Here is a 17,885-nt window from a genome sequence, read left to right on the forward strand (position 1 = left end):
TTGATTGACTTACCCGTTGCATCCCCCGACACCCTGAAAACCAACCCGATGACCGTGTATCTGGCGCGTCTGGCTCCCTCCAGCCAACTGACCATGCGTTACGTTCTGCAAGATGCCGCCGACCGTCTCGGCTTCGAAGACATGAACGTCGAAGACATTCCCTGGCATGCACTGCAACCGGAAGATGTGGTTGCGTTAGTCGCCGCATTGCGCGCCGACAATTACGCGCCGAATACGTCTTCGCTGTATGTAAACGCGATTCGCGGTGTGATGAATGAAGCGTGGCGCATGAGCCTGATCAGCCAGGAACATCTTTTGAAGATGCGCTCGGTCAAAGGCATTGCCGGTACACGACTGTCTCAGGGGCGCAACTTGAAGCGCACGCTGATACATGAATTGATGGAAGTCTGCGCGGCCGACCCGCGACCGCAAGGTTTGCGTGATGCGGCGGTGATTGCGCTGTTGTACGGCACCGGCATGCGCAAGTCGGAGTCGGTGGATCTGGACCTCAATCAGGTGGACTTCAACGAGCGCAGTCTGTGCGTCACCGCCAAGGGCAATAAACAACTGATCAAGTACGCGCCAGCCTGGGCGTTCGCCAAACTGAATGCCTGGCTGGAGTTTCGTCGCTCGGAACTCAAGGAAGGCGAGAGCGACGACACGTTTCTGTTCAACCGCATCCGCCGTGGCAGCCACATCACCCGTGAGCGCATTACCAAGCACGCGATCTATTACATTGCCCGTCAGCGCGGGACCCAGGTCGGTGTGAAAATCATGCCCCATGATTTCCGGCGTTCGTTCATCACTCGGGTGATCGAAGAACACGACCTGTCGATCGCCCAGAAGCTGGCCCACCACAGCAACATCCAGACGACCGCCAGCTACGACGTGCGCGACGACAACGAGCGGCGCCGCGCGGTGGATCGCTTCGACCTGTAGTCAGGGCATCGCAAAGACGTGGGCTGCCCCCAGAATGGACAACTGCACGGTGCTGCCGGCCGGTGGCGCGTGCATGCCGGAGCTGCGTACCAGCAATGAGCGGCCGGGGCTGGCCCGGGAGCGAAGTTCCACGGTCAGGGTGCAGACGTTGCCGCCGAAGTCTCGATCAGTGACCACTGCGTGGCAGCCGTCCGGGTCGGCCGGGATGTCCGAGAGTTGAAGTTGTTCCGGCCGCAGCATGATCTGCGCGGCGCCGGAAAAACCGTTGGTGTTGACCGCCACCCGACCCAGGTCGCAATGGGCCCAGCCGGCTTCGATCCGGGCGGGCATGACCACGGCTTCGCCGAGAAAATGCGCGGTCTGTTCGTCGCAGGGATAGCGGTAGAGGTCCATCGGATGCCCCGACTGCACCAGACGACCGTCGCGCATGACGGCCAACTGGTCGGCGAACGACAGCGCTTCGCCCTGATCGTGGGTCACCAGAATCGTGGTCACGCCGGCATCCTCCAGCAGGCGCGCGACCATTTTGCGCATGGCGCCGCGCAAGCCGGTGTCGAGGGCGGAAAAGGGCTCGTCGAGCAGCATCAGGCGTGGCCGCTGGGCCAGTGCGCGAGCGAGTGACACCCGTTGTTGCTGGCCGCCGGACAGTTCGTGGGGCCAACGCGCAGCCATGTCGGCGTTCAGGGCGACGCTGTCCATCAGTGCCTGAATGCGTTCGGTTCGGGTGCCGCCGGTTTCCGTTAGTCCGAATCCGATGTTGTCGGCCACGGTCATGTGCGGGAACAGCGCACCGTCCTGCGGCACGTAACCAATCTGCCGTTGATACGCGGGTACGGCGTGGGTGCTGTCGACCAGGGTCTGGCCGTTGAGCGTGAGGCTGCCGGCGTCGGGGAATTCGAACCCGGCGATCATCCGCAACAGGGTGGTCTTGCCGGAGCCGGAGGGGCCGACGATCACTGTGCGGCTGCCGGTCGGGACGGACAGGTTGACGGAGTCCAGCGCCGTTTGTGCGCCGAAGGCTTTGCTTAATGAGTTGATTTCGAGAGCGTTCATCGGCCGGCACTGCGCCTGGATTGGTGATAGAGGATGGCCGTGAGCGGCAGCGACAACAGCACCATCAGCAGCGCGTAAGGCGCTGCGGCGGCGTAGTCGATTTCGCTGGTCATGGCCCAGAAACCGGTGGCCAGGGTGCGCGTGCCGTTGGGCGCGAGCAGCAGGGTCGCGGTCAGTTCATTGGTGATCGCCAGAAACACCAGCGCCGCGCCCGCCGCCGCACCGGGCGCCGCCAGACGCAAGGTGATCTGCCACAGGGCGCGCAACGGTGAGCGCCCGAGGCTTTGCGCGATGTTTTCCAGCTCGACCGGCGCCTGCGCAAACCCGGCGCGCAGGCTGACCAGTGCCCGGGGCAGAAACATCAGCAGATAGGCCAGCAGCACGGTGATCGTGGTCTGGTAGATCGGTCGGGCGAAATGGATGGTCACGGTCACCAGTGCCAGCGCCACGACGATTCCCGGCAGCGCGCTGGTGATGTAATTGCAGCCTTCGAGCAGGCGCTGCAGCTTGCCGGGGGCACGAATTGACAGCCAGGCAATCGGGATCGCCGCGAGGCTGGTCAACAGCGCACCGGCCACCCCGAACGACAGCGTTTGCAGCAACGCCGGCAGCAATTCGTTGCCTTGCCACACCTCGGCGCCGCCGGCGATCAGCCATTTGCCGAGGGTCAGCAACGGCACGCCGAGGGCCAGCAGGCAGGTCAGGCCTTGCAGGCACAAGCCCAGCGCGGCAGTGCGCCGATGCAGGCGCACGGTGCGTTGTTCGCGGGCGCTGCCGGAGCCGACGCGGGCGTATCGCGCATGACCACGGGCGCCGGATTCCACCATCAGCATCGCCAGGCAACACAGTGCCAATACACTGGCGAGCATGTTGGCGGCCGGGCCGTTAAAGGTTGATTTGAACTGGTCGAAAATCGCCGTGGTGAAAGTGTCGAAGCGGATCATCGCGTACAGGCCGTATTCCGCCAGCAAGTGCAGACCGACCAGCAACGCACCGCCGCAGATCGCCAGGCGCAGTTGCGGCAACACCACCCGGAAAAACACCGCCCATGGCTTGAGGCCGAGGGATTCGGCGACGTCTTCAATCGCCGGATCGAGGCGGCGCAACGTCGCTGCAATCGGCAAGTACAGGAACGGGAAATAGGCGATCACCGACACCAGCACCCCGGCCGGCAATCCATTGATCGACGGAATCAGGCTGACCCACGCGTAGCTGTGCACGAACGCCGGCACCGCCAGCGGCGCGACCGCCAGCAATGACCACAGCCGTCGCCCCGGCAGGTCGGTACGTTCGGTCAGCCACGCCAGAGTGGTGCCGAGTACGATGCAGATCGGCAGCGTGATCAGTACCAGCAGCACGGTATTGATCAGCAGCTCGGCGACCCGAGGGCGGAAGACCAAAGCTTCGATGGTTGCCCAGCCGGTGTACCACGAGACGCCGATCACAAAGCCGATCGGCACCAACGACAACAGCGACACCGCGATGGCCAGCACGACCACCCACGGACTCCCGCGTCCGTTGAGGGCGCGGGTCCTGCGGGACAAATGGGCGGAGGGCGTCGCAACGATCTCCGCGTGCAGCGATTCAGGCATCAATTACAGCAGTCCTGCCTGGGTCATCAGTTCGACGGCTTTCTTGCTGTCGAGCTTCGATGCATCGACTTTCGGCGCGTCCAGGTCCTTCAACGGCACCAGTTTCGGATTGGATCCGGCGTCCTTGCCAACGGCGTATTCAAAAGAGTTGCCGGTACGCAACACTTCCTGGCCTTGCTTGCCGGTGATGTATTGGAGGAATTTCTGCGCGTCTTCCTGGTGTTTGCTGGAAGCCAGCACGCCGCCACCGGAAATGCTCACGAATGCGCCCGGATCCTGATGCTTGAAGTAGTGCAGGGCGGTGTTCTTGCTGTTTTCGCCGGTCTTGGCCTGATCGACGAAAGCGTAATAGTGATAGATCACGCCGCTGTCGACTTGTCCGGCGTTCACCGCTTTGAGCACCGAGCTGTTGCCACGGTAGGCGGTGAAGTTGGCTTTCATGCCCTTGAGCCATTCGAGGGTGGCGGCTTCGCCTTTCTGTTGCAGCACGGCGGCGACGATCGCCTGGAAATCCGCACCGGCAGGCGACGCGGCCCAGCGACCTCTCCAGGCCGGGCTTGCGAGGTCCATCAGCGATTTGGGCAGGTCTTTTTCCGACAGCTTGGCCGGGTTGTAGACGAACACCGTGGAGCGCGCGGCGATACCGACCCAATGGCCGTGGGCCGGGCGATACGCCGCATCGACTTGTTCGAGGGTCGCCGGAGCCACGGGCGCGAACAGCTTGGCGTTGTCCACCAGCACCATGGCCGGGGAGTTTTCCGTCAGGAACACATCCGCTGGCGACGCCGCACCTTCCTGCACGATCTGATTGCCCATTTCCGTATCGTCGCCGTTGCGCACCGTGACCGGAATCCCGGTTTCTTCGGTGAACCCGGCCACCCAGGCCTTGGTCAGGGTTTCGTGCTGGGCGTTGTAGACCAGAAGGCCGACTGAATCGGCGGCAAAGGCCTGCCCGGCAGCAAGCAGCGCAGTCGCCAGCGCGGCCTGTTTCAGGAAGGACGGAAGGGATGGACTCATGGCGGGGCAGCTCCTGTTTTTTAGACGTTCATGGGCAAGCGTTCGCGTGAGTTTCAATGCGAATGATTTGCATATGTTGGCTGGCAATGTAGAGAAGCAAATGAGAAAAAATCGTCAAACCAACCGTTAATACATGTCATTGCCATTCAGGTTAGCAGTCACTTGGCGGGGACGCCGGGCGAACCCGGCGCTGTCTTTCAGAAACGTTGGGGGAGGTAGGCCACGCTTTGATCTTCCCGGCCGTGGAACAGCTGTTCGCCGCGCGTGGGCGTGGTGGTGATGACTTGATGGTCGCGGCTGAGGTGATTCAGCGGAATGGAATCGCCGGTGCGGTACTGGGCGACAAAGAGGGTTCGTTGCGGATCCCAATGCTGACCGCTGGTGCGTTCCAGCCAGGCGAACATGGCGGCGGTATCGCCGTCGCGGGGGAAATCCCGGTTTTCCGGTACGTAGTAGAACGGCGCGCCGCCCGTCTGCAGGTACAAGGGGACTTTGTTGTCGACGTCGACCATGACCAGGCGCCATTGGCTCAACGGTGCGCGTTGGCTGGCTTGCAGAAGGACGGTTTCGCCGAAACGGATTACACCGCCTCCGCTGTTGGTCCACGGGTAAAGCACACCGAGTATGCCGAGCAGCAGGACAGTAGCCACGCCGAAAGCGATTTTCAGGCCACGCCCGCCGTACGGGCCTGCGCCATTTCGAGCCGCCACGCGCCGGGTGATCCACCACGCCCCGAGCAGTTGCGCGAACGGCACCAGTGGCAGCACGTAATAACTGCGTCGGCTGCCGCTGGCCGTGAAGAACAGCATTAATAATCCCAGCCCCTGAATCAGCCAGCGGGTGTCCGGCTCGATGTGTTTCCAGTTCCGCGCCGCGACCCACAAGGCAGCGATCCAGCACGGCGCCCAGGGCAGGGTATAAATCGGCAGGTACAGCAAATAGGTGTAGATCGGGCCGATGTTGTCGAATGGCTGGAAAAACCGCACGACATTTTCCCGCAATACCAGCCCGAGGCCGCTCTGCCCGTAATTCGGCGCGCCGTAGAGGTGGGACAGCAGGAACGGCGTCATGTAGAACACCCCGGCAATCAACAGCGCGGCGAGCAGTCTCAGATTGAGATGACGCTTCCAGCGACCGTTATTCAACAGGTGCGGCAGCAGCACCAGCCCCGGCAGGATAAAGCCGATCAGCCCCTTGAACAGTGAGGTCAGGGCCAGCAAACAGCAGAACACCACGTAACGCGAAAAACGGGTGTCCTCTGGGCCGCGCCAATACCACCAGACCGCTGCCAGCACTCCGCACACGGTCAGAATGTCGGCCGTGGCGACCCGTGCCCAGAACACGAAGTAGAAGGTGGTTGCCAGCATCCACCCGGCGATCAGCCCCGTGCCCTTGCGAAATAACTGCTCGCCCAGCCGATACACCAGCCAAACGCTCAACCACGCGGACAGCACCGAAGGCAGACGCAGCGACCAGTGATCCAGGCCACCGGTCAACCCTGCGGTTGCGGTGATCAGCCAGTACGACAGCAACGGCTTGTCGTAATAGGGATCGCCCTTGAGGTACGGATCGAAGTAATCGCCGCTTTGCAGCATCTGCAACGCGATGTTGGCCCAGCGGGTTTCCGCGCCCCACAGTTCGCGGCTGCCCAGGCCCAATAGCAACATCAGGGCGCTGGCGGCCAGCAGGAGCAGCAGGGCGGTACGGTCATTGTTGCGCACCGTCATGGCTGACCCTGCGCAAAGATGAAAATGTGCAGATTGCCGCGCCGATAATGCTTGCCGTCCACCGGCAGCCGTTCTACTTCCTGTTCTTCCTGCGTGCTGTTGACGCGCAGCACCACACCGACGGCGCCTTTTTTCCGCGCGTCGGTCATCCACTGGTCGACGCTGTCCAGGGTGACTTTGCGTGCCGACATGGCCGGGTTTTCGAGGCCGTATTTCAATTCGCCGATGGTGTTGAACAGGTCCACTTGCGGGCGTTTCAGGCGCCACGCCAGCGCCGAGGCCGCGCCCAGATCGTTGCTCAGCAGGGACGCGGTTTCACTCAGTTCCCGTTGATGCTCGGCAATGAACTGATCGGGCATCTTGCTGTTGACGATCTGCGCCGGCATGGCCGCAGGCAGCAACGCTACGAGCAGTCCGATACCCAATGCCGGCATTGCCCACAACGTCAGTGGCCGCAGCACTTGCAAGGCGTTGGCGATGATCCAGCCCATCACCACGATATAAGCCAGCGACAGGCTGAACATCTCGGTGTTTTCGTAGATTTCTTTCCTGGCCTGAAGATAGAGCAGGGCCACCAACGCAACACTGGCGAGCACCGTGTTGATCACACCGTTCAGGCGCAGGATCCGGCCATTGCGTTGATCCTGCCACCTGACCACGGTTTGCCCCATCAACAGCGCGACGGGCAGCAGGCACGGCATGATGTACGTAGGAAGTTTGCCGCTGCTCAGACTGAAAAAGGCCAGTGGCAGCAGGAACCACAGTGCCAGGTACGCAATTTTTGCCTCACCCCTTTCGCGCCACATGCGCAGCAAGCTCGAAGGTAGCAGCAGCGCCCACGGCAGGGTTGAGGCAAACAGCAAAGGCAGGTAGAACCACCACGGACGGGCATGTTGCGCGTCGTCTCCGGCGGCAAAGCGACGGATGTGTTCGTGCCAGAAGAAGAACCGCCAGAAGTCCGGTTCCCGGTAATGGACTGCCAATACCCAAGGCAGGCTGACGAGGGCGCAGACCGCCATAGCGACCAGTCCGTAACGCACCAGCTCACCGAACCGTCGTTGCCAGACCATGTAGGGCAGGGCGATCAGCACCGGCAACAGCAGGGCGAGGAAGCCTTTGGTCATCAGGCCCATGCCACATGCGACGCCGAGCAGGACCCAGCCACCCAGGCGAGCGCGGGGCGTGCGGCTGTCGATGGCAAACCACGCAGCCACCATGCTCAGGTTGACCCACAAGGTGAATTGCGGATCGAGATTGGCATAGCCCGCCTGACCGGCGATCAGCCCGAAACTCATGTACAACAGGGCGCTCGCGAGGCTGATTCGAGGGTTGTTCCAGAGTCGACGGGCCAGCAGATAAGTCAGCCAGACACTGACTCCGGTACTCAGCGCCGAAGCAATGCGTACGCCAAACAGGTTGTCACCGAAAATCGCCTGGCCGATGGCAATCAACCAGTAGCCGGCAATCGGTTTCTCGAAATAACGGATGCCCATGAAATGCGGGGCTACCCAATTGCCACTCAGCAGCATTTCCTGGCTGATCTGGCCGTAGCGGGTTTCATCGGGGATCCACAGGCCGTGGTTCATCAACGGCAGCAGGTAAAACACCACGAACGCCAGAATCAGGCCGGGGATGGCCCAGCGTTCGATTGTTGTTGCCGGGGACAAGAGGGCAGTGTGTCGCAGCGGGTTGTTCTCAGACGTCATGACAAAGCCTTGGTACCGTACGAAGTTCTGATGTCGATGACCTGCCCGGCGTGTTCCTGAGCGAGCGTGTCATCGTGCTGAATGAATGCAGGTGTCGGGGCATTTCCTGTATCCAGAGAACTGCCGTACCTCCAGGCCGAAGTTCTCGCGATACAGCAAAGCCTGAAAAAAACAGCTGTCCAGTAAATCGGGGGCAGATACACCGCTTATTACAATTTAATGAAGTCTGCTTTGTTTGATTGAATGCAACTCGGAACTGTCAATTAGCTGTCCAAGGCGTTAATCACTATTGAGTTGAGACCATGCCTCGGCATCCAGAATACCCAGCACTTTAAGTTGCCCCTTGGCATCAAGGCGAACAAACAGCGTGCTTCCATAATCAGCGGCGATCGCGTGAGGGAAACCGGTCTGTTTTTCAAAGTCGCTGATACAGCCGCTGTGGGTGATCAGCACCAGATTGCGTTGCGCAACTTTGTGCGCCACCACCTCGTTACGCAGCGACGGACCGCAGGATTCAAGCCAGGTCTGGGCAGTAGCGTCCTGCCCGAACATGGCACGCGCCGTTTGCACGGTCCGGGTCAGCGGGCTGGTCAACACCTGCGCCTGCTGCATGCCCAGCCTCGCAAAACCCTTGCCCACCCGCGCAGCCGAGTCATTGCCTACCTGAGTGATACCGTCTTCCGGGCCCAGACAAACATGGTCGGAGCGGTCGCAACGTTCAGCATGGCGCACCAGCGCCACGACTTCGCCCGCCTGCCAGGCGTTGGTCCAATCAGCTCTTGAGGCCTTCCCCGCATGGCCCAGATCAATGGGTGAGCGGGTTACCCAGACGAAGCCGCTGACCAGTGCAATCGCTACCCCTGCACCGATAACCGTCAGCAGTTTTCCAAGTCGCAATATTCGACGTTGTTTATAGACCGCTGTTAACAGCATCTGTCGCTCCACGCCATGCCCCTTAACTTCGCAGGCGCGAGTGGCCTGCGATTTAATCAACTTTATGGTTGCGTACTTGAATGCTGGCTGAATGTTGGAGCTGTTCACGTTGGGCCGCAGTGAAGAACATGTGAAAAATTTGCGAGAGTTGAAAGTGTGCAATTAATCAAGTTTCTGATAACCAGACTCAAATACGCTTTTTTTACCGGGCTGGCTTAACAACTGTTGCTGTTTGAGGTGAAGCTGAATCTGTTCGGTCACATCTACTGAGTACACACCTGATGTTGACCGCTGAGTCTGACAACAGAGGTGGAGTCCTCCAGCCGAATGGATTTCAAGCAAAGCCTGACGAAACGGATCGTCATCGTATTCGCCTCGATGAGTGCGCTGGTGGCCGGCGTATTTGCGCTGGGAATCGTTGCCACCGTGCATGTGGTGGAACACAAGTTGACGGCCACGACCCTGATGGGCGGTCTGCATCGTTTGCTGGCTATGGATGACATCAGTCGCTGGAGCCATCGACCGGAAAAGAGCGAGCTGTTTTTCTTCGAAGGCGGGCCGGGTGCCATGGCGCTGGTTCCGTCACTGGCGTCTCTGTCACCGGGGTTTCAGGAGGTCATGTTCGAGGGTGACGGTTTTTTCGCCATGGTCGAGATGGTGGGTGGACGCAAATACGTGCTGTTGCGTGATCAGGAGAGTCTCGAGCAGCGTGAGCGTCTGTTGTTCATTGTGGTCGCGGTGGGATTCATTCTGAGCATTCTGCTTGCGATTGTGCTGGGCCGATTGCTGGCACGGCGCGTGATGGCCCCGGTCATTCGGCTGGCACGCCAGGTTCGTCACCGCGACCAGCTGCTGGTGCTGGCGCCGCCCCTGCATCCGGACTACGCGGCGGACGAGGTCGGGGAACTGGCGCTCTCGTTCGATCAGACACTGGGCCGGCTGCGCGAAACGCTGAGCCGTGAAAAGCTCTTTACCAGCGACGTGAGCCATGAGCTTCGCACACCGTTGATGGTGCTCGGCGGCGCCTGCGAGTTACTGCTCGCCAATCCGTCGCTCGATGCCCGTTCGGCCGCGCAGGTCAACCGTATCGCCCGGGCCAGCCATGAAATGCGTCAGCTGGTGGACACCTTCCTCATGCTCGCCCGCTCGCAGGAAGATACCGGTGGTGACATTTGTGTCACGCTTGAGGAGGTAGCGCGGGTCCAAAGTGAAATCTGGGGTCGGCTGATCCGCGAAAAAGGGCTCGATTTTTTCTGCGACATCAACCCGGCCGGCGCGGCTCGCTACAACCAGACCTTCTTGCAGTCAGTAATGGGCAACCTGCTGCGAAATGCCTGGCATTACACCGATCAGGGTTTTGTCAGGCTGAGCGTCGGGGAAAACGGTTTTGTGGTCGAAGACAGCGGCATCGGTATTCCGGAGGAACAGCGACAAGCGATGTTTCAGCCGTTCGTGCGCGGTGACGAGCGTCGAGGAGAGGGGCTAGGACTGGGATTGTCACTGGTGCAGCGGATCTGCAACCGGGAGCACTGGCAAGTCCGGCTCACCACGCGCGAGCCCCACGGTTGTCGTTTTGCCGTCTCGCTGAGCCCGGTTCCTCAAGAGGACGGTGGACAGCCGCGCGAAGTGCCCGCTGCCTGACTGATCAGCGCAGCCAGACGCTTGACGTTGTTCTGCTGGGCTCCCACCAGATCGTCGATGGTCGGTCCGGACGGGGTTTGCAGCAGCGAACGGCAGGCGAGCAGGGCATCGTCCCCGGCGTTGGCCTGGCGCAGGCGCCATTTGACGTCGATCAGCCCGTATTGCCCGGGAATCGAATCGAAGCGTTGCACATCGATGCGCACGGACGTTTTGCGCACGCCGCCGGCATTGCTCAGTTGATCCACCAGCGCGCTGCGCAATTCATCACTGAGGCTCGCGCCCCACCATTCGGTCTCAAGAATCGCCAGGCCGCTGTTGCCCTGGCGGATCACGATTTGCGGCCGGTCGACCTGCGGCGGCACGCTGATGCTTTCGATGGCGATCTCCGAATCAGCGCGGCCGGCCACCGGTTGCGTCGGCGTCAGTGTATGAAAGCTGATCGGGGCGCTGCTGCACGCGCCGAGCAACAAGCTGATCGCGAGCACGGTGAACTTCAGCTTTAAAGCCATGGGACAGCTCCTGTGCTCAGTTGCGCGGCGGCCCTTTGAGGTCCAGTGGCGCGGCGTTGTCGGGGCGGCCGCGAATCAACGATTCCGGATGACGGCCCAGATAATCGGACAGCTCACGCAGCGAACGGGACATGCGCCCGAGCTCGTCGAGGGTCTGGCTCAGTTGTTCGCGTTGCGGTGAATCTTCGGCCAGGGTCGAACTGGCCGATTGCAAGGTCTTGCTCACGTCGGCGAGGGTGTTCTGCACGCCGGGCAGGGTCTTGGCGTTGAACTGGGTCAGGCCTTTGCGCAATTCCACGAGGTTGCTGTCGAGGTTGCCGGCAATCCGTTCCACCGGCAGCTTGTTGAGTTTGTCGACCATCGCTTCGAGTTTTTCCTGCAACTGTTCGAGGCTGCCGGGGACGGTCGGAACGCTGACCGGGCGGGCAGTGGGGTCAAACGCGACTTTTTCGGCTTTGGGGAAGAAGTCCAGGGCAATGTACAACTGGCCGGTCAGCAGGTTGCCGCTACGGGCCTGGGCGCGCAGACCGTTGTCGATGAAGGTGCCGATCAGGCGTACGGCCGCCGCCTCGTCGTCCGGATTGTGCTCGAGTGCCTTGAGCATCTTGATATGAGCCTGGCCGAGGCGTGCGGGGTAGATCACGATGCCGACGTTGAGCGGGAAGCTGCGTTTTTTCGCGTCGAAGTCGAGGTTGACGCTGACCACCCGGCCGATCTCGATGCCGAGAAATTCCACCGGCGCATCGACTTTCAGCCCGCGCAGCGCCTGGTCGAAACGCAAACTCAGGTACTGCGCCTTGCCGTTGGGCGGGGCGAGGGCGGTTTGCTGATCGTCGAACAGGTCATAGGTTTTTTCTTCGGCGGCAGCGACATCGTTGGGGCTGTACTCCGGCGCGCGAAAGGCGATGCCGCCGACCAGCAAGGTCGACAACGATTCGGTTTTCACCGCAAAGCCGTTGGCGCCGACGTTGACGTCAATGCCGCTGGCGTTCCAGAACCGGGTGTTTTCGGTGACAAAAGCATCGTTTGGCGCGTGGATGAACACCTCGATGTTCACCCCTTTGCCATCGGCGTCCAGTGCGTAGGCCACCACCTGACCGACTGGAATCTTGCGGTAATAGACCGGCGAGCCGATGTCCAGCGAGCCGAGGTCCGAGGCGTGCAGGTTGAAGCGCTTGCCCGGTTCGCCGTAGGTGATCGGCGGCGGGTTTTCCAGGCCTTTGAAGTGTTTTGCGCGCGAGTTGGACTGACCGATGTCGGCGCCGATGTAGTCACCGGACAGCAACGTGTCGATGCCCGAGACACCGCCCGCACCAATGCGCGGGCGCACCACCCAGAACTGTGAGTCTGCGCGGGTAAAGGTTTCGGCTTGCTTGGCCAGTTTGATCGTGGCGTTGACGTGTTTCTGGTCGTTGCTCAGCTCGACATCCGTGACCTGGCCGATCACCACGTTGCGGTATTTGACCTCGGTCTTGTTGGCGGTCAGGCCGCTGCCGGTCTTGAAAGTGACGATGATGCTGGGGCCTTCCTGCATCAGGTTGTGCACTACCAGCGAAATGCCCACCAGCACCGCGATGATCGGCACGATCCACACCAGCGAAATGCTGAAACGGCGGGTCTTGACCGACGCCTGGCCGGGCGCTCGCGGTTGATCGGCGGCTGACGACTCCATCCATGACCTCCAGAGTGTATCGGGCACTGAGCGTCAGGAACGCCAAAGCACTTCATCAATATAGAAGTGCTTCGCGATAGAGCAAATGTGCAGGACGCCTTATCCCAACAACTCTCGCAGGCGATACCAGAACATGCCCAGTGCCAGCAATGGCGAGCGCAGCGCCGGACCGCCGGGGAAGGTCATGTGCGGTACGTGGCTGAACACGTCCATGCCCTGACTGTGACCGGCGTGGATCGCCTCACCCAACAGCTTGGCGCACCAGTGGGTAACGTTCAGACCGTGGCCGGAATAGCCCTGGGCGTAGAACACGTTCGGCTGTTGCTTGAGTCGACCGACCTGCGGGAAACGGTTGGCGGTGATGCCGATCTTGCCGCCCCACTGGTAGTCGATGCGTACGTCCGCCAGTTGCGGGAAGACCTTGAGCATCTTCGGGCGCATGTAGGCGGCGATGTCCGCCGGGTCCCGTCCCGAATAATGGCAGGCGCCGCCGAACAGCAAGCGGCGGTCCGCCGAGAGCCGGTAGTAGTCGAGGCCGACTTTCTGGTCGCACAGCGCCAGGTTCTGCGGAATCAGTTCGGCGGCGCGCGCCGCCGACAGCGGTTCGGTGGCGATGATGTAACTGCCGGCGGGCAGCACCTTGCCACTGAGTTGCTGTTCGAGTTCGTCCAGGTGCGCGTTGCAGCCGAGCACCAGGCTGCCAGCGCGCACGGTGCCGCTCTGAGTGCGAACCTGAACGGTCGAGCCGTGGACGATTTTCAGCACCGGGCTCTGCTCGAAAATCCGCACCCCGAGGGTGGCTGCCAGCCGCGCTTCGCCCTGCACCAGATCCAATGGGTGCAAGTGGCCTGAGCCCATGTCGATCAGGCCGCCCTTGTAGACACCCGCGTTCACCACTTGCTGACGAATCAGCTCAGGGGCAACCAGCCGCGTTTCATGGCGATAACCCAGCTGCGCGAGACTGTCCTGCTCGGCCTTGAAGGCGTCGAACTGCGCCGGCGTGTTGGCCAGCTCACAGAAGCCCCAGCGCAGGTCGCACTCGATGGCGTTGTCGGTGATGCGCTGGCGCACCAGCTCCACCGAGTCGATCCCGGCCCGGTGCAGGTAGCGCACGCCTTCGCTGCCGACATGCCGTGAGAAACCTTCGACGTCATGACCGATCCCGCGAATCAATTGCCCGCCATTGCGCCCGCTGGCGCCCCAGCCGATGCGCCGGGCTTCGAGCAGGATCACCGAGAGCCCGCGCTGCGCCAGTTCAATGGCCGTGTTGACGCCGGTGAAACCGCCGCCGATCACGCAGACATCGGCGATCAGATCGTCCGTCAGCTCCGAATAGGGTGTGCTGGCACGGGCCGACGCGGCGTAATAGGAGAGGGCGTGTTCCTGGGTGTACTGATTCATTTGTTCGACTTCACTTTGCTCCAGGACCGGGTCATCAGACGCATGATCGACTGAGGCGGGGTAGAGGAGATATAGAGCTTGTCGAGGACTTCCTGGGACGGATAGACCTCGGGATTGTTGACCAGCTCGGCATCCATGTATTGCTTGGCCGCCGGGTTCGGGTTGGCGTAGCCGACCGAGGCGCTGACCTTGGCGATCACTTGCGGGTCGAGCAGGTAATTGATGAAGGCGTGGGCTTCCTTGGTGTTGCCGGCATCGGCAGGAATCGCCAGCAGGTCGAACCACAGGTTCGCGCCTTCCTTGGGAATCGAGTAAGCGATGTTCACGCCGTTCTTGGCTTCCTTGGCGCGGTTGGCGGCCTGGAACACGTCGCCGGAGTAACCGAAGGCCACGCAGATGTCGCCGTTGGCCAGGTCGGACACGTATTTCGAGGAATGGAAATAGGTGATGTACGGCCGGATGCTCAGCAGTTTCTCTTCAGCCTTCTTGTAGTCTTCGGGTTTTTCGCTGCGCGGGTCCATGCCCATGTAGTTGAGGATGGCCGGGAACACTTCATCGGCCGAGTCCATCATCGACACGCCGCACTGGGTGAGTTTCTTCAGGTTCTCCGGTTCGAACAGCACGGCCCAGGAATCGATGTGATCGATGCCCAGCACTTGCTTGACCTTGTCGACGTTGTAGCCGATGCCGTTGGTGCCCCACAGGTATGGCACCGAGTGCTCGTTGCCCGGATCGTTTTTCTGAAGCAGGGCCAGCAGTTTCGGGTCGAGGTTTTTCCAGTTCGGCAGCTGCGAGCGATCCAGTTTGAGGAATGCACCGGCCTTGACCTGACGGGCGAGGAAGTGGTTGGAGGGCACCACCACGTCATACCCGGTACGGCCGGCGAGCAGTTTGCCTTCAAGGGTTTCATTGGAGTCGAAGACGTCGTAGATCACCTTGATTCCGCTGGTGGACTGGAAGTCGGCGAGGGTGGTTTCGCCGATGTAATCGGTCCAGTTGTAGACGCTGACCTGGGGTTGGGCGATGGCACCGGCACTGCACGCCAGGGCCAGAGCGGCGGGGATCAAGGATTTCAACAGACGCATATCGACACCTCTTCGAATTATTGGATTTTTCAGGCGACTCTTGCTGATCGTTCCCACGCTCTGCGTGGGAATGCCTCAATGGACGCTCCGCGTCCGCTCTTGGGACGCAGAGCGTCCCGGGCTGCATTCCCACGCAGAGCGTGGGAACGATCGTGGGTTGGTTTTTGTTGTTTTAATCAGACGCTCAGCAACAGGAACTCCCGCTCCCAGGAACTGATCACGCGCTTGAAGTTTTCATGCTCGGCGCGTTTCACCGCGACGTAGCCGCGTACGAATTTGCTGCCCAGGTATTGCGCGACGGTGTCGCACTCTTCCATTTGGGTCAGGGCTTCTTCGATGGTGATCGGCAGGCGCAGGTTGCGGCGCTCGTAAGCCCGGCCTTCGACGGCAGCGCTCGGCTCGACGCCTTCGACCATGCCGATGTAACCGCACAGCAGGCTCGCCGCGATCGCCAGGTACGGGTTGGCGTCAGCACCCGGCAAACGGTTTTCAACCCGCATCGCCTCAGGCCCGGAGGTCGGCACACGCAGGCCGACGGTGCGGTTTTCTTCGCCCCACTCGACGTTGACCGGCGCCGAAGTGTCCGGCAGGAAGCGGCGGAACGAGTTCACGTTCGGCGCGAACATCGGCAGCACTTTCGGGATGTATTTCTGCAGGCCGCCGATGTGGTGGCGGAACAGGTCGCTCATGCTGCCGTCGGCATTGGCGAAAATCGGTTGGCCGCTGGCGATCTCGACCACGCTCTGATGCAGGTGCATGGCGCTGCCGGGCTCGTCGCCGATCGGCTTGGCCATGAAGGTTGCGGTCACGTTGTGCTTGAGCGCGGCTTCACGCAGGGTGCGCTTGAACACGGTGATCTGGTCGGCCAGATCCAGCGCATCGCCGTGACGGAAGTTGATTTCCATCTGCGCCGGGCCGTCTTCGTGGATCAGCGTGTCCAGGTCCAGGCCTTGCAGTTCGCACCAGTCGTAAACGTCTTCGAACAGTGGATCGAATTCGTTGGCGGCATCGATGGAGAACGACTGACGACCACTCTCGGCACGACCGGAACGGCCCAGCGGTGCCTTCAACGGCAAGTCCGGGTCTTCGCAGCGCTGGGTCAGGTAGAACTCCATTTCCGGCGCCACGATCGGCTTCCAGCCTTTGTCGGTGTACAGCTGCAGGACTTTCTTGAGCACGTTGCGCGGCGACAGTTCGATCGGGTTGCCGAACTTGTCGAAGGTGTCGTGGATGACGATGGCGGTCGGCTCGATGGCCCACGGAATCACGTACACCGCGTCGCTCACCGGCTTGCAGACCATGTCGATGTCGGCCGGATCGAGCAGATCGTAGTAGACGTCGTCGTCGACAAAATCCCCGGTTACCGTTTGCAGCAGCACACTTTCCGGCAGGCGCATGCCTCGCTCATGCAGGAACTTGTTGGTCGGTGCGATCTTGCCGCGGGCGATGCCGGTCAGGTCGCTGACCACGCATTCCACTTCGGTAATCTTGTGATCTTTCAGCCATGTGAACAGCTGATCGAAAGGGGCATTCATAAAGACCTCGTCGTTGGTTTTGTTGACGCGGGGGAAAAGCGATTTCATCTTTCGCAGGCTTCCCCTGTGGCGCGTTGACGACTATCTTGGGCGGGCCTTGACGTTCCATCTATCCACTTTCAGCAGCACCAAAGCGCACCAAAAGAGTGCGCAAGGTCTCCCATGACGACGTGTAATCCGCTACAGGTTCAAGCTTTCAACACCGCCGATGTCACCGAACAGATCCGCGCCACGCCGGGTTGGGTTCAGCATTACCAGCAGATGTCGCCGGGGCATTTCGCCGGGCAGATCCGTTATCTGGACTTGCAGGGTGTGGAGGTCTACGAAGAACAGATGAACACCCGGGTCGAGCAGAATTTCAGCGCGCCGGAAGGCTCGCTGGCGTTCTGTTTCGATCGCAGCGACAACGCGCTTTATCTGCTCAATGAAGAGAGCCGCAACATCTGGATCACCCCGGAGAACTACCAGGAGATCGCCGTGGTGTTCGGCCCGGAATTCGTCCAGCGCAATGGGTTGGACATGGCCAGGCTGGAAGGTCTGTTCATGGCGCCGCTCAATGGCGCGCAGAACGGATTGTTCAGTCGCTGGTTAAGCTCGACACTCACGAAGTTGTCGCAAACCCTTGATCAACCAAGCAAAGAAGCGCTGACCCAGCAGTTGCTGGAGGACTGCCTGTTCATCCTCGACAACGCGAGCGTGTGCCTGGACGGCGGTGGTTTGCAGCGTCGCGCCGAAGAACGAATCACCCTCAAGCGCGTGGGCGAGTGGGCGGCAGATTCACCGGAGCAAACCCTGAATCTGCTGGAACTGTCGCGGGTCGCCGGAGTTTCCCTGCGCCAGCTGCAGCAGACGTTCAAGGCGTACACGGGGATGTCGCCGAGCCATTGGCTGCGTTTGCGCAGGCTCAACAGTGCCCGGCGAGAATTGCTCAAACGTTCGCCGGCAGATACGACAGTGGCCGAGGTTGCGATGAACTGGTCGTTCTGGCATTTGGGCCGCTTTTCAAGCAGTTACCGGGCGATGTTCAAGGAGTTACCGAGCGAGACCTTGAAGCGCTCGTCGTCTTTGTGACGGG

14 protein-coding genes are annotated in these 17,885 nt (G+C 61.1%); 3 read left to right on the plus strand and 11 right to left on the minus strand.

The genetic code is table 11. The features are described 5' to 3' along the window. Positions 1-48: 48 nt before the first annotated feature. A complete protein-coding gene (gene xerC, locus CAF79_RS01360) occupies positions 49-939 on the plus strand; it encodes a tyrosine recombinase XerC (protein WP_085696090.1) in 891 nt (296 codons plus the stop codon). Here the strand turns inward: xerC and CAF79_RS01365 are convergent, their stop codons facing one another. The 6 genes from CAF79_RS01365 to CAF79_RS01390 form a co-directional block, all read right to left on the minus strand. Beyond that, a complete protein-coding gene (locus CAF79_RS01365) occupies positions 940-1,992 on the minus strand; it encodes an ABC transporter ATP-binding protein (protein ID WP_085696091.1) in 1,053 nt (350 codons plus the stop codon). Next, the gene (locus CAF79_RS01370) at positions 1,989-3,584 is read right to left on the minus strand and encodes an iron ABC transporter permease (RefSeq protein WP_085696092.1); all 1,596 of its coding nucleotides are present in this window, start codon (positions 3,582-3,584) and stop codon (positions 1,989-1,991) included. The genes CAF79_RS01365 and CAF79_RS01370 overlap by 4 nt, the downstream gene beginning before the upstream one ends. A 3-nt stretch (positions 3,585-3,587) precedes the next feature. Beyond that, on the minus strand, positions 3,588-4,601 hold the full coding sequence (locus CAF79_RS01375; RefSeq protein WP_085696093.1) for an iron ABC transporter substrate-binding protein: 1,014 nt from the start codon (positions 4,599-4,601) through the stop codon (positions 3,588-3,590). Between the two features lie 197 nt (positions 4,602-4,798). Beyond that, the gene (locus CAF79_RS01380) at positions 4,799-6,328 is read right to left on the minus strand and encodes a glycosyltransferase family 39 protein (RefSeq protein WP_085696094.1); all 1,530 of its coding nucleotides are present in this window, start codon (positions 6,326-6,328) and stop codon (positions 4,799-4,801) included. Continuing rightward, positions 6,325-8,034 carry a lipid IV(A) 4-amino-4-deoxy-L-arabinosyltransferase gene (gene arnT / locus CAF79_RS01385; RefSeq protein WP_085696095.1) on the minus strand — a complete coding sequence of 570 codons (1,710 nt, stop codon included), beginning with the start codon at positions 8,032-8,034 and terminating at the stop codon, positions 6,325-6,327. The genes CAF79_RS01380 and arnT overlap by 4 nt, the downstream gene beginning before the upstream one ends. A 279-nt stretch (positions 8,035-8,313) precedes the next feature. Then, complete coding sequence (locus tag CAF79_RS01390; protein WP_085696096.1) at positions 8,314-8,967, minus strand: histidine phosphatase family protein; 654 nt, start codon at positions 8,965-8,967, stop codon at positions 8,314-8,316. A gap of 327 nt (positions 8,968-9,294) precedes the next feature. On the opposite strand from CAF79_RS01390, the gene CAF79_RS01395 reads away from it, so the two are divergent. Next, the gene (locus tag CAF79_RS01395; protein WP_085696097.1) at positions 9,295-10,608 is read left to right on the plus strand and encodes a HAMP domain-containing sensor histidine kinase; all 1,314 of its coding nucleotides are present in this window, start codon (positions 9,295-9,297) and stop codon (positions 10,606-10,608) included. Here the strand turns inward: CAF79_RS01395 and CAF79_RS01400 are convergent. From CAF79_RS01400 to CAF79_RS01425, 5 genes are all read right to left on the minus strand, one after another. Beyond that, positions 10,566-11,117, minus strand: a complete 552-nt coding sequence (locus tag CAF79_RS01400) for a membrane integrity-associated transporter subunit PqiC (RefSeq protein ID WP_085696098.1) — start codon at positions 11,115-11,117, stop codon at positions 10,566-10,568. The two genes, CAF79_RS01395 and CAF79_RS01400, sit on opposite strands and share 43 nt — an antisense overlap. 16 nt (positions 11,118-11,133) lie before the next feature. After that, positions 11,134-12,789: an intermembrane transport protein PqiB gene (locus CAF79_RS01405; RefSeq protein ID WP_085696099.1), complete on the minus strand. Its 1,656-nt coding sequence runs from the start codon at positions 12,787-12,789 to the stop codon at positions 11,134-11,136. A gap of 99 nt (positions 12,790-12,888) precedes the next feature. After that, positions 12,889-14,190: an FAD-binding oxidoreductase gene (locus CAF79_RS01410; RefSeq protein ID WP_085696100.1), complete on the minus strand. Its 1,302-nt coding sequence runs from the start codon at positions 14,188-14,190 to the stop codon at positions 12,889-12,891. Further along, complete coding sequence (locus CAF79_RS01415) at positions 14,187-15,275, minus strand: polyamine ABC transporter substrate-binding protein (protein WP_085696101.1); 1,089 nt, start codon at positions 15,273-15,275, stop codon at positions 14,187-14,189. Before CAF79_RS01415 ends, CAF79_RS01410 begins: the two co-directional genes overlap by 4 nt. A 176-nt stretch (positions 15,276-15,451) precedes the next feature. Continuing rightward, positions 15,452-16,810, minus strand: coding sequence for a glutamine synthetase family protein (locus CAF79_RS01425; protein WP_085696443.1), 1,359 nt, complete (start codon positions 16,808-16,810; stop codon positions 15,452-15,454). A 162-nt stretch (positions 16,811-16,972) separates the two neighbouring features. Between CAF79_RS01425 and CAF79_RS01430 the strand changes: the two genes are divergently transcribed. Then, complete coding sequence (locus CAF79_RS01430; RefSeq protein WP_085696102.1) at positions 16,973-17,881, plus strand: helix-turn-helix domain-containing protein; 909 nt, start codon at positions 16,973-16,975, stop codon at positions 17,879-17,881. Positions 17,882-17,885 lie beyond the last annotated feature (4 nt).

It is taken from the genome of Pseudomonas sp. B26(2017), from assembly GCF_002113045.1.
Lineage (GTDB): Bacteria > Pseudomonadota > Gammaproteobacteria > Pseudomonadales > Pseudomonadaceae > Aquipseudomonas.